The organism is Xanthobacter sp. DMC47 (assembly GCF_056313845.1).
Map to the genome: position 1 here is coordinate 65,800 of NZ_JBQUZM010000006.1, position 13,031 is coordinate 78,830.

At 68.5% G+C, this 13,031-nt stretch carries 10 protein-coding genes and 1 tRNA gene; 3 read left to right on the forward strand and 8 right to left on the reverse strand.

Annotated features, from left to right (window positions below; translation table 11 throughout):
- Positions 1–2,264: 2,264 nt before the first annotated feature.
- Positions 2,265–2,624, reverse strand: a complete 360-nt coding sequence (locus ACT54R_RS22410; RefSeq protein WP_476330307.1) for a septal ring lytic transglycosylase RlpA family protein — start codon at positions 2,622–2,624, stop codon at positions 2,265–2,267.
- A gap of 262 nt (positions 2,625–2,886) precedes the next feature.
- Here ACT54R_RS22410 and ACT54R_RS22415 point away from each other — a divergent pair.
- A tRNA-Pro gene (locus ACT54R_RS22415) sits at positions 2,887–2,964 on the forward strand.
- Positions 2,965–3,405: 441 nt separating this feature from the next.
- Positions 3,406–4,269, forward strand: coding sequence for an MBL fold metallo-hydrolase (locus tag ACT54R_RS22420; RefSeq protein WP_476330311.1), 864 nt, complete (start codon positions 3,406–3,408; stop codon positions 4,267–4,269).
- Positions 4,270–4,459: 190 nt separating this feature from the next.
- Here ACT54R_RS22420 and ACT54R_RS22425 read toward each other — a convergent pair whose 3' ends face one another.
- Positions 4,460–4,924, reverse strand: coding sequence for an SAM-dependent methyltransferase (locus ACT54R_RS22425; protein ID WP_476330316.1), 465 nt, complete (start codon positions 4,922–4,924; stop codon positions 4,460–4,462).
- A gap of 127 nt (positions 4,925–5,051) precedes the next feature.
- Here ACT54R_RS22425 and mazG point away from each other — a divergent pair, with 127 nt between their 5' ends.
- Positions 5,052–5,900 (forward strand): nucleoside triphosphate pyrophosphohydrolase, encoded by an 849-nt coding sequence (gene mazG, locus ACT54R_RS22430; RefSeq protein ID WP_476330320.1) that lies wholly within the window; start codon positions 5,052–5,054, stop codon positions 5,898–5,900.
- 12 nt (positions 5,901–5,912) lie between these two features.
- Here mazG and hflX read toward each other — a convergent pair whose 3' ends face one another.
- The 6 genes from hflX to ntrX form a co-directional block, all read right to left on the reverse strand.
- The gene (hflX, locus tag ACT54R_RS22435) at positions 5,913–7,292 is read right to left on the reverse strand and encodes a GTPase HflX (protein ID WP_476330873.1); all 1,380 of its coding nucleotides are present in this window, start codon (positions 7,290–7,292) and stop codon (positions 5,913–5,915) included.
- A 170-nt stretch (positions 7,293–7,462) separates the two neighbouring features.
- Complete coding sequence (gene hfq / locus ACT54R_RS22440; protein WP_024279016.1) at positions 7,463–7,717, reverse strand: RNA chaperone Hfq; 255 nt, start codon at positions 7,715–7,717, stop codon at positions 7,463–7,465.
- A gap of 149 nt (positions 7,718–7,866) precedes the next feature.
- Entirely contained in the window at positions 7,867–8,724 is an 858-nt protein-coding gene (locus tag ACT54R_RS22445; RefSeq protein ID WP_476330323.1) for a D-amino-acid transaminase, read from the reverse strand.
- A gap of 14 nt (positions 8,725–8,738) precedes the next feature.
- On the reverse strand, positions 8,739–10,151 hold the full coding sequence (locus tag ACT54R_RS22450) for a hypothetical protein (protein WP_476330328.1): 1,413 nt from the start codon (positions 10,149–10,151) through the stop codon (positions 8,739–8,741).
- Between the two features lie 23 nt (positions 10,152–10,174).
- Positions 10,175–11,551, reverse strand: coding sequence for a Trk system potassium transporter TrkA (gene trkA / locus ACT54R_RS22455; protein ID WP_168457836.1), 1,377 nt, complete (start codon positions 11,549–11,551; stop codon positions 10,175–10,177).
- 109 nt (positions 11,552–11,660) lie between these two features.
- Complete coding sequence (gene ntrX / locus ACT54R_RS22460) at positions 11,661–13,028, reverse strand: nitrogen assimilation response regulator NtrX (RefSeq protein ID WP_168457837.1); 1,368 nt, start codon at positions 13,026–13,028, stop codon at positions 11,661–11,663.
- Positions 13,029–13,031: the final 3 nt, after the last annotated feature.

Genomic DNA, 13,031 nt, shown 5'->3' on the forward strand with positions numbered 1-13,031 from the left:
CGGCCTGCTTCCGCGCCGGCGTGGCAAGGGGCGGGGAGGGGAGGAGGATATACTTCCCGAGCTGCCCGAAAGCGCAGAGCTGCCGTTGCCCTTCCCCGATCCCGAAGCCGACCGCGATCTTGCATCCGAGCCGGCGAAGCCGCCCATGCCCCTGCGAGAAAGCCGCGCCCGCGCGGGCCAGGCGGAGCGGCGCGATCCCGCCTTCGATCGGCCCGCGCGCGAACTGCCTCTCCATCACCAGCCCGTCCGGGATGAACCCGGTTTTGATCCGCCCGTGCGCCATCCCGACCGAGGGGAGGCACAGCCCGAGCGCCGCCGCCCCGCCGAGTCCAATCTGCGCGGGGGAGGCGACGGCCGTCGCGAGCCTTCGTTCGGCGGCGTGCACGACGACCCGGACGATGTACCGCCGCGTCGTCCCGGCCCGCGGCGCGACGCGGATCTGGATCACGACACGGCGCCCCTGCCCCGCGGGGAATCCAAGAGGGAGCCGCAGGTGGACGCGCGCGCCGATCTGCAGTCCCGCCCGGCCCTGAATCTCGACGAGGACCATGGCCACCATTCCGAGCGGATGCCCGCCCGACGGGGCCCGCCGGACGGCCGTGCCAGCGAGCGCGTGGAGCCCCAGTTGCGCCCCATGCAGCGCCCGAGCCGGGGGCCTGCGTCGCGACTCGCCATGCAGGCCGACGACCCGGCGCCCCATTCGCCGGAGCTTGACGATCCTCTGCTGCCGTTCCTGGATGATTTTTCGCCGGGCCCGCAGGTGTCCGAGCCCATCGAGGACCGCATTCGTCGCCTGAAGGCGCAGGAAAGGCGCCCGCCGCGGCCCCATGAGGTGCCCGAGCACGATACGCGAGAGCAGGCGCCCGCGCCCGCCCGTGGCGATCATGCCGCGGCCCGGCTGTACGCGCGTGAAGAAGATGAGCCCGGCCCGCCGGATGATGACACGCCGCGCCGGTCCCGCCGCGCGGTCTCCGAAAGCCGCGACTGGCTGGAAGCCGAGCCGCCCCGGCCGCGCGATCGCGATACACGCGAGGGCCGGCTGCTGCGTGACGGCGAATGGCGGCAGACCGATTGGGTGGAAAGCGCTGCTGAACCCGCTGCCGAGGACACCTCCTGGGACGGCCCGGACACTCGCCGTGCCGGACATCACGACGCGGGTCGCGATGCCGAGTGGCGAGAGCGCGAATGGCGGGACGAACACCGGTGGGAGGAGGATCGCCACACCGAACCGCCTTACGCCCCCTCTGCGCACCCGACCGATGACGAATGGCCTGCGGCCGCCCCGCTGCCCGCCGAGGCGCCCGCCCCCTACCGCGAGGCCCTGAGGGGCACCGAGCCGGAGTATTCCATGAACGATCAGGATCGGCCCCAGGATCGGGCATATGATCGGTCCTTGGAGCGGCCGTTGGAGCGGGCTTCCGATCGTCGTCCCGTCGAGCGGCCTGCGGAACGGCCACGCCGGCCGGATATCCGTGCGGGGGACGCGCGGCGCGAGCCGCCGCTGGGCGTCGCCTCGGCGCATCCGCAGCGGGGCGGGGTGGAGCGCGCAGCTCCGCGCGATTCATACCCTTCGGAGGCCTACGGCCCCGCCGAGGTGTCGGCCCGCTTGCCCCGGTCGCCCGGAAGCTGGCAGGGCGAGGCCATGCGCCGCGCGATCGATGAGGAATGGGGAGAGGATGCGCCCCAGGCGCTGCCGCGCGCCACGCGCGTCGGCCCGCTGATCGGTCCCATCCGCGAGGAAGGCGAAGATGGCTTCCCGATGCCCGAGGCGGAGCAGCGGCTTCTGGCCGAGCGCATGGCCAGCCGGGGCGCGGCTCCCTCCCCACAGCCCCACTCCACGCAGTCCCATTCGGCACCGCCTCCGGCCACCCGCCAGCAGCCCGCGCGGGGCTGGTCCGCGCCCGCAGGGCCCGTGGAGGATGTCGCGGCCGCCGAGCCGCAGGCGGAGACAGCCCAGCGGCTGCCGCGCGAGCCCCTGCGCCCCGGTCCGCCGGAGCAGTATCTGCCACCCCATCTGCGGTCCGAGCCGCGGGTGGTGGGCCAGGCTCCCATGGCGGCGCCAGTGCTCTCCCGGGACGACGTGCATCGGATGCAGTCCGCCCTCTATGAACTGGGAGAATGCCGTCGCCTGATGGAAGGCCTGATCGGCCGGCGAGGCGAGGCCAGAACCGGCGACTGATCCACGCGCAGCCGAAAGCGGCAGAGGAGAGCCGGGCGGCAAACATTCCGCCGCGCGCCCGGCCTCGGTTTGTCGGTCGGTCCGGTCAGTCGACGACGGCGAGGGAAACGCGCGTGACGCCCGAGCCGGTGAAGCCGAGTTCTGACGCCGCGGCCTTGGACACGTCGATCACCCGGCCGCGGACGAACGGTCCGCGATCATTGATGCGGACGACGACGGCCTTTCCGTTACGGAGATTGGTGACACGCACCTTGGTGCCGAAGGGCAGGGAACGATGGGCGGCCGTATAGGCCGACGGGTTGAAACGTTCACCACTCGCGGTGCTGCGGCCTTGCCAATAGTAGGAGGCGATGCCGGTGGAGGTGTCCGCGTTCGCCAGGCTTGGAACGGCCATGGGGGCCGACAGGGACAGGGCGGCGCAGGACAGGACCACACGAATCTTCATCCGTTCAATCTTCCGTGTAATTGAGGAAGATCGCCGAATGACCGCGCAATCAGGCCACATTGACACCATTCGTCGGCGAAAGAGTGACGATTCGCTATCCGGCGCCACAATCCTGCCGCGATACAGGGTCGAAAGCCGCAGCCTAAGGTGGTATCTTTTTCCCGCCCGAATGATCCTTGGGGAGAGCGGCGCGCGCTTTGCACATTCGGTTCGGGAGGGGCTTGTCGGGGCCCCGGTGATGGTCTAAGCCTCCCCTCCACGTCGGAGCGTAGCGCAGCCCGGTTAGCGCACTAGTCTGGGGGACTAGGGGTCGGAGGTTCAAATCCTCTCGCTCCGACCATTCAAACCCCTGCCATCCGCCGCACCTCACCCTCCCAATCCGGTTGCGTGCGAGAGCCTGCTTCTCGCAGCCCTTGGCGCGGCAGCATTCTCCTTTCCGGCATTCCACATCCGGCGCCCGCATTGACGCACGCGAAGGGCGACATCGCGGCCGCCGTTCGCGCTGATGCGCCCTGCACAACAGCCGAGTGGCCAGATTCGCGTGATTGTTTACGCGAATCTCGGCCCACATCTCTTTGTTCTCAGGCCTATTTCTCAAGCGGCTTCACACGCTAGATGAGAAGCGCGGCTTCGGCGCTCTCGCCCTTTGGCGGCACCGAAACCCTTTCACCCTTACTGAACGTGCCGTCGCAATCGGTGCGCCGGTGTGACTCCGGGCGCGAATTGGAGCACCCTGCGGCGGATTCTGTGCCGGGCGATGCCGGCCGCCGGGAGAGATGTGATGCCCCCCTCCAGCGAGACCGCGACGCTGACCTTCACCATCCTTGGCTGCGGCTCTTCCGGGGGCGTGCCGCGGGTGGGGCAGGGATGGGGCGCCTGCGACCCCGCGAATCCGCGCAATCGCCGTCGGCGCTGCTCCATGCTCGTGGAGCGCGCGGGCGCGGGAGGCAAAACGACTGTCCTGGTGGATGCTTCGCCGGATCTGCGGGAGCAATTGCTCGGGGCCGACGTGACCCACCTCGACGCCGTGCTGTTCACGCACGAGCATGCCGACCACACCCACGGCATCGACGATCTGCGTCCCCTTGCCATCCACAATCGCAAACGCGTGGACATTTATGCGGATGAAGATACCGCCCGCGTGTTGCATCAACGCTTCGGCTACTGCTTCGCGACGCCGCCCGGTAGCGCCTATCCGCCGATCCTGAACGAGCACCGGTATCGGGAAGGCCGAGAGATCGTCATCGACGGGGCAGGTGGCCCGATCTGCGCCCTGCCATTCCGCCAGCGCCACGGCGACATCGACGCCTTCGGCTTCCGCTTCGGCGACGTGGCCTATTCAAGCGACGTAAACGGGTTCCCCGAGAACAGCCTCGCACATCTGCGCAATCTCGACGTCTGGCTCATCGATGCCCTGCGCGAGACGCCGCATCCCTCGCATTTCACGCTTCAGGAGGCGCTGGATCACGTGGCGATGCTAAAGCCCAATCTGGCGATCCTGACCAACCTCCATACCGACTTGGATTATTCGGCGTTGGCCGCGCGCCTGCCGGAGGGGGTCATCCCAGCCTATGACGGCCTGCAGTTCACGTCGGGCATCCGGAGCGGTGTGGCTGTCCCTGAGCGCAGCGATGCGGCCGATTGAAGGGCGCGGAGGGTCAGATGCCGCTTTTGAAGTTCTGGGCAAACTTCTGTAAAACAAAACTAATTTTGTGAAGTTTTAACGCAGGCGAACGCGCAGTCATCTCCATCAGCAGCGTTGCGCTAGAGGTCGGCTCGGTCTCGATATTCCATAATATCTCTTCTGCGTTTTTGCTTTCAGCTCATTCCTCATCTCACTCGTGTTGAACCTTGAGGTCCACGAGCGGCGTGCCGTCGAGGCAGTCGAGGCCGCGCACCAGCACCTTGTGCCCTTCCACGCCCACGAGCCGGACCACCGAGGATGCGATGGGATTGGGCCGCACGGGCGAGCGCAGCGCGAAGGTGCCTCGGGTGCCGCCGTCGCGCGGGCTCTGGAGGACGAGATCGCGGCGCGCACGGTCCATCCAGTAGAGCACCTGCAGGCGCGGGCAGTCGGCGACGCCCGTCAGCGCATCCGCCCAGCGGGCATCGATCTCCAGGGTGCAGACCGGTCCCTCCTCCGAGTCCCCCCGGCGCGGACAGGTGGCTCGGATCGTCCAGGGCGTGCGGATGCGGCCGATGAAATAGAGCCCCGCATCGAACCGCTCCGGCAGCGCGACGCTGGTCTCGCCGGGCCGGATGTCGTCGTCGATAGGTCCGGCGGGTGCGATTTCGATCATGGGCGGGAATCCCTCGGAGCCGCGCCAGCATAAGCCTCGCGTCCGCGCGCTTAAAGGCGGCATCGGGCGCAGTCGCGCGCGGCGTACCTGGGCATTAGGATGTCCACCCACCCTTCCGGAGTCCCCCATGCTGCCCTCCCGCGACATCGCGCGCCTCATCGAGATTATGGCGGCCCTGCGCACGCGGGGCACGGGTTGCCCGTGGGATCTGGAGCAGACCTTCGCAACCATCGCGCCCTACACGCTGGAGGAGGCCTATGAGGTGGCGGACGCCATCGCCCGCGCCGATCTGCCCGACCTGAAGGAGGAACTGGGCGACCTGCTGCTCCAGGTCGTCTTCCACGCCCGGCTCGCGGAAGAGGAAGGCGCCTTTGCCTTTCCCGACGTGGTGGAAGCCATCACCACCAAGCTGGTGCGCCGGCACCCCCATGTGTTCGGCGATGCCCGCGATCTCTCGCCCGAAGCGGTGAAGGGCCTGTGGGCCGAGATCAAGGCTCAGGAGAAGGCCGAGCGTGCTGCCGCCCGCGACGCCGCCGGGTTGGCGCCTGAGGAGGGCGGCAAGGGCGCTCTCTCCGGCGTCGCCCTGCCCCTCCCTGCCCTCACCCGCGCCTTGAAGCTTCAGGAGAAAGCGAGCCGCGTGGGCTTCGACTGGAACGATGCGCGGCAGGTGCTGGCCAAGATCCGCGAGGAGACTGAGGAGGTCGCGCAGGCCCTCGACGCAGGCGGTACCGAGGCCATTCGCGACGAGATGGGCGACCTGCTGTTTGCCGTGGTGAACCTCGCGCGCCACGCCGGCGTCGATCCCGAGACGGCGCTGCGGGGCACCAATGAGAAGTTCACCCGCCGCTTCGGCCATGTAGAGGCCCAGCTCGCCATGGCTGGCCGCCGCCCGGATGATGCCAGCCTGGAACAGATGGAAGCCCTTTGGCAGGACGCCAAGCGCCTTGAGAAACAGAGCGCGCGCGCAGCCGAATAGGCGGGCGCGGCCTTACATGGTGTGGACCCGCCGTGCCCCGAAGCGTCTGGCGACAAGACCGGCGCGCTCGGGCGGGATGCGCAGGGCCACCTGCAGCACGCCATCCTCGCCGGTGGATCGCTCCAGCACCTCGCCGTGACGGTAGAGCCAGCCGAGCCCCTCGCCGTCCTCAGCCGCAAGCGTGACGGAGAGCGTCACGCGCCCGGAGGTGATGCGCCGCTCGATGACGCCGAGGAGGTCGTCCGTCCCCTCCCCGGTCAGGGCCGAGACCGCGACCGGCGCGTCGGCGCCCGCCCGGAGGGTCTGATTCTGCACCTGCTCGCGGGCTTCGGGTGAAAGCCGGTCGATCTTGTTCCACACCTCGATGACGCGGCCGCCGTCCTTCACCTCGACGCCGAGGTCTTCCAGCACGTCGGCCACATCCGCCGCCTGGGCCTCGGTGTCGGGGTGGGAGATGTCGCGCACGTGCAGGATCAGGTCTGCCTCCAGAACCTCTTCCAGCGTGGCGCGGAAGGCGGCGACGAGCTGGGTCGGCAGTTCGGAGATGAACCCCACGGTGTCGGAGAGAATGATGCGGGTGCCGTGCGGCAGGTCCACGGCCCGAAGGGTCGGGTCAAGCGTGGCGAACAGCAGATCCTTGGCCATCACTTCAGCGCGGGTGAGCCGGTTGAACAGCGTGGACTTGCCGGCGTTGGTGTAGCCCACCAGTGCGACGATGGGATAGGGCACCCGCTTGCGGCTCGCCCGGTGCAGGCCGCGCGTGCGCTTGACCTGCTCCAGTTCCTTCTCGATGCGCACGATGCGCTCGCCGATGAGACGGCGGTCCGCCTCGATCTGCGTCTCGCCCGGGCCGCCGAGGAAGCCGAAGCCGCCGCGCTGGCGTTCAAGATGGGTCCAGGAGCGCACCAGCCGGGATCGCTGGTAATTGAGGTGGGCAAGCTCGACCTGCAGCGCGCCTTCCTTGGTGCGAGCGCGCATGCCGAAGATTTCGAGGATCAGCGCGGTACGGTCCACCACCTTGGTGGACCACGCCTTTTCCAGGTTGCGCTGCTGCACGGGCGACAAGGCGGCATCGAAGAAGACGAGATCCACATGCTCGGCCTTCACCACGTCCGCCAGCTCTTCCACCTTGCCGGTGCCGAGATAGGTCGCGGGCCGGATCTCCGAGAGGGAGACAAGGCCCGAGAAGACCACGTTCAGCTCGATGGCGGCAGCGAGGCCCACGGCTTCGTCCAGGCGGGCCTCGGGGCTGCGCCGCTCCGGCGCGCCTCCCCTGCCCCGCCGGCTGACCACCGGGGTCACGACGGCGCAACGCACGGCCGGCGCACGGCGGTCGATGCCGCCGCGCGTAGGCTCTCGGGTGATGTCGTGGGTGGGGCCTTCGGAATCCATCCCGGATTCGGGCAGCAGCGCATCATGCTCGCCGGGGATCAGAATATCCTCCCCGGCGTCGATGGCACCTTCAACCGTGCGGCCTGCGAGCTTGGACGTTGCCGTCTTCGATGGGTCTGCCTTGGACTTTGAACGTCCGCCCGCCTTCTTCCCGCTTTGATGCTCCACGCTTAGGCCTTTTCTCCCCCATCGTCCGTGGGATCGAACAACTGGACCGGGTGACCCGGCATGATGGTGGAAATAGCGTGCTTGTAAACCAGCTGGGAATGACCGTCCCGGCGCAGGAGCACGCAGAAATTATCGAACCAGGTAACGACGCCCTGCAATTTCACCCCGTTCACCAGGAAAATCGTGAGGGGAGTCTTGTTCTTGCGGACGTGATTGAGAAAAGTGTCTTGGAGATTTTGTGTCCGTTCCGCCGCCATTTTCGTATCCATTGTTTCGGCGTTGAGGCCCACGGCAAGCGCACGTCTGGAGTGTACACCCCCCGTGAGAGTTGGGCTGCTAGAATGGCACAGCCCCATGGCGGCGCAATATTATTTTGCTCCGCAACATGGAGCGTTGTGGAGCGACCTCACGCGACTTCCGAAAAGTCGTGGAATTTCAATCGCAAAGCCGCTGCGACCGGACCGGGGACACCCGCCCCCACCGGCACGCCGTCCACGGTCACCACCGGCATGATGACGGTCGTCGCCGCCGAGATAAAGGCCTCTTCGGCCGCATGGGCTTCCGCGACGGTGAACGGCCGCTCATCGATGGAATAGCCAAGGTCGGCCGCCACCTCGAACGCCACGGTGCGGGTGATCCCCCTGAGGATGCCGCTGTCCGCGGGGCGCGTGACGATGGTGCGACCGGCGGTCACGATCCAGGCGTTGGTGGAAGCGCCCTCGGTGACATAACCGTCGGCATCGACGAACCAAGCTTCCCGGGCGCCGGCCTCCTTGGCCAACTGCTTTGCCAGCACGTTCGGCAGCAGGGAAACGCTCTTGATGTCGACACGCGGCCAGCGATTCTCCGGCACGGTGATGACGGCAACGCCCTTGCGGGCCAGTGCCTCCTGCGCCTCCCGGTCGGTGCGGCGCGCTGTCACGACGACGGAGGGGACGGTACCGGGCGCGGGAAACGCATGGTCGCGACGGGCCACGCCCCGCGTCACCTGCAGATAGACCATGCCGTTGCGCACCCCATTGCGCCGCACCACTTCCCGCAGCACGGCCGAGAGCGCCGCGCGCGACATGGGCGCGGCGATCAAGAGTTCGTGCAGGGAGCGCTCGAGCCGGTCGAGATGGCGGCGCTCGTCCACGAGCCGGCCGCCCAGCACCTCGCAGACCTCATAAACGCCATCGGCGAACTGATAGCCGCGATCCTCCACATGCACGCTGGCGTCGTGATGGGGGAGATAGCGTCCGTTGACGTAGGCGATGCGCGACATGACTGCGTCGGCCCTCAGGTGCGCCAGATGGCGAGATGGATGAAGACGAAAAGCCCGATGATCTCCAAGCGCCCGGCAATCATGCCGATGCCGGCGACGAGCACCGAGCCCCACGGCAGGGAGGAGATGGCCGGCCAGCCGCCGCCCGCGGCGTCATAGACCGGGCCAGTATTGGTGACGACCGCCGCCGCCGCCGCCAGCGCGGCGTCCAGCGAGGGCAGTCCGGGGCTGAGCGCGATGACGCAGAGGCCATACATGAAGCCGAGGCTCGCCGCCCCGGCCCACACGCCCCGCATGGCGGAACCGACGCCGCCCTCCAGCGCCGAGGGCAACACAATGTGCGGATAGACGAGCCGCAGTAGATCGCCCCGCGTGCGCAGCAGGATGGCCCGCAGCCGCAGCATCTTGAGCCCGCCCGCCACCGACAGCGCGCCGCCGCCCAGCAGCACCACGAGGATGACGAGGCCGAGCGGCAGGTTGGCGTAGGTGCCTTCGTGCGGGCCGATGCCGCTGGTGGAGATCAGCGAGGCGGCGGTGAACAACCCGTCACGCACCGCGTCGAGGGACGACATCTCGTCCGTTCGGAACAGCAGCGCGCCAAGGATGATGCCGAGCACCGCCCACCAGCCGATGATGACGAGGCTTTCCACCTGCTCCGGTGCGGCGTTGATGCGGCGGGTAATCAGCGCCCGGTGCCACCGCACGCTGGTGGCGCTGAAGATGAGGAAGGGCAGCAGCAGCCACTTGGGCGTCTCGTCCAGCGCGAGGGCTAACTGCGCCTCGGGCGGCAGGTGGGCGCCGGCAGAGACCACGGCGGTCGCGAGGGTGAAAGCTACATAGAGGCTCTCGCCCGAGGCGAGCAGCACGAGCATCGCGAGCACGCTCGCGCCGAGATAGGCCGGCGCGATCTCGCGCAGCACCTGCACGAGGTCCACCACTTCGAGCGCCCGGCCACCCCGCGGGGTTCTGTCCGGCAGGCCACCGAGGCCCGCGGGGGCCAGAACGGCAACTGCGGTGACCACGGTCAGGAGACCGCCCGCCCATTGCAGGAGGCCGAGGAACACATAGAGGCTCGCAGGGCCCTGCTGGAGTGCGGTCAAGCCCGTCGCGGTGAAGGCGGAAAGCGCCTCGAACCAGGCCTGGAGCGGCGTCAGGCCGGAGACGATGGCCACCGCCGGCGTCGCCATCAGCGGCAGCACCAGCCACATGCACGCCACCAGAGCCACGGCGCCCGCCCGCGTCAGGCGCGTCTCCAGCCCGTGGGTGGTGAAGCGCAGCAGGCCGGCAAGGAACAGGCAGAAGCCGGAGGTCGCGACCCACACCGCCACCGGCCCGGTGCCGGTGCGCGCGGCAACCGCCATCGGCAGGAGCGCGAGCGCCCCGATGCCGGCAATGCCGGCGGCGAGCGGGCGGGCGGCGTTGGCCATGGGTGAGGAACCTTGAGGTCGGTTCAGAAGAATTCGAGCGCCACGCGGAACAGCTGCTCCACGCGCTTGATGCGGTCGGCGAGAGCAAACAGCACCACCCGGTCATGGGCGCGCACGACGAAATCGCCGCGCGGCAGCAGCACCTGCCCGTTGCGCACCACGGCGCCGATGCGCAGCCCGTCCAAAAGGCCGAGGTCGCGCAGGGGCTTACCCACCAGCGGCGAGGTTTCCAGCGCCTCCGCCTCGATCATCTCGCCCGAGCCATCGAGCAGCGCATGGACGCCGCGGATACGGCCGCGCCGCACGTGCTGGAGCACCTTGGAGACGGTGATTTGGCGCGGGTTCACATGGGCGTCGATGCCGAGGCCCCGGGCGAAGGTGGCGTAGCCCTGCTCGTTCAACAGAGCCAGGATGCGCTTCGCCCCCACCTGCTTGGAGAGCAGGCAGGAGAGGATATTGATGCGGTCGTCGTTGGTGAGGGCGATCATGGTGTCGGCCTCCCCCACCCCAGCCTCGTCGAGAATGGCGCGCTCCAGCGCGTCGCCATTGAGCACGACGGTGCGGCGCAGCTCTTCGGCGATGGCCTGCGACCGCTCGCGATTGGCCTCGATCAGCTTCACCCGGGCGGCGGCGTTGCGCTTCTCCAGCTCGGTCGCGACGTAGTAGCCGATGTTGCCGCCACCGGCGATGACGATGCGCTGGGCCGGCACCTCGTCGTGCCCGAACAGGGAGAGCGTGCGCTGCACGTGGTCTGCCTGCGCGACGAAATAGACCAGATCCCCGGTGAGGATCTGGTCGTTGGAGCGCGGCACGAACGAGCGGCCGCCCCGGCTCACCGCGACGATGGTCGCCTGGATGTCCGGGAACAGCTCGGTGAGCTGCTTCAGCGGCGTGTCCACCACCGGGCAGTCCTCAGTGCAGGAGACGCCGACGATCACCACCGCCCCGTCCGCGAAGCTCACCGTATCCGAGGCGCCGGGCAAAGAGAGGCGGCGCAGCACCATCTCGCCCACCTCCACCTCGGGGGAGATGATGACGTCGATGGGCAGCTGGTCGCGGGCGAACAGGTCGCGCCATTCGGGTGCGAGGTAGGTCTGGGCGCGGATGCGGGCAAGCTTGGTCGGCACGTTGAACAGCGCGTGGCCCACCTGGCAGGCCACCATGTTCACCTCGTCGTGGAGGGTCACGGCGATGAGCATGTCCGCCTGCTCGATGCCGGCACGGGCGAGCACGTCCGGGTGGGAGCCCTGCCCCACCACGCCGCGCACGTCGAGCTGTTCCGTCACCATCTGGATGCGGCGCGGGGACGTGTCGATGATGGACACGTCGTTCTGCTCACCGGCGAGGCGCTCGGCGATGCCGAACCCCACCTGGCCCGCGCCGCAGATCACGACCTTCATGAACCCTCCCCCCGGGCGCCCGGCCGTCGCTGGTCAGCGGACCGAACGCACCGATGCAGCCCCCTTTTCGGGCACCCCGTCAACCCGCCCCGGTCACGTCCGCGGACCTTCACCCTACGCCAAGAGCCTTAAGCTTTCGATGAAGGGCCGATCGCTCCATGCCGACGAATTCGGCGGTGCGCGAGATGTTGCCGCCGAAGCGGTTGATCTGCGCGGCGAGATATTCCCGCTCGAACACCTCGCGTGCCTCGCGCAGCGGCAGACCCATCAGATGCTCGCCGCCATTGCCGTTGGGAAGCGTGGGCACCAGAGCGCCCACGTCCGGCGGCAGCATGGCGGCGGTGATGGTCGCCTCCGGGTCGCCGCCGGCAAGAATGAGCAGACGCTCCACATTGTTGCGCAACTGGCGCACGTTGCCGGGCCAATCGTGGGATTGCAGCACCGCCATGGCGTCCTCGCCGATGGGCCGGCGCGGCAGTCCGGTAGTCTGGGAGATGCTGTCGAGGAAGAAGTCCACGAGATCGGGGATATCCTCGCGGCGCTCCGCCAGCGGCGGCACGCGGATCGGCACCACCGAGAGGCGGTGATAGAGATCCTCGCGGAAGCGGCCCTTGGCGATCTCCTCCTCCAGGTTGCGCCCGGTGGAGGAGATGATGCGCACGTCCACGCTCACCTTGTCGTTGGAGCCGACGCGGGTGAAGGTCTGCTCCACCAGCACGCGCAGCACGCGGTTCTGCGTCTCGCGCGGCATATCGGCGATCTCGTCGAGGAAGAGGGTGCCGCCATGGGCCTCTTCGAGCGCCCCGCGCTTCTGCTCCCTGCCCTCCCCTTCGGCGACGCCGAACAGCTCGAACTCCAGCCGCTCCGGCGTGATGGCCGCGGAATTCAGCACCACGAACGGCCCCTGAGCCCGGCCGGAGACGCCGTGGATGAGGCGCGCGGTGAGTTCCTTGCCGGAGCCGGAGGGGCCGACGATGAGGATACGGCTGTTGGTGGGCCCCACCCGATCGATGGTGCCCTTGAGCTGCTGGATCGCGCTGGAGCGGCCGACGAGCAGGCGCCCATGGGGCGTCATCTGCTTCAGCTCCTTCAGCTCGCGCTTGAGGCGCAGCGTTTCCAGCGCCCGCTCCGTGACCATCACCAGGCGGTCGGCGTTGAACGGCTTCTCGATGAAATCGTAGGCGCCGCGCTTGATGGCGGCGACTGCGGTCTCGATGTTGCCGTGGCCCGAGATCATCACCACCGGCAGGTCCGGATGCTGCGACTTGATCTCGTTGAGCAGTTCCAGCCCGTCGAGGCGGCTGCCCTGCAGCCAGATGTCGAGGAACACGAGGTTCGGCCGCCGCGTGGCGATGGCCCCGAGCGCGCCGTCGGCGTCCCGGGCGGTGCGGGCGGAATAGCCCTCGTCCTCCAGGATGCCGGCGACCAGTTCGCCGATATCGGCTTCGTCATCGACAATGAGGATGTCCATGGCCATGGA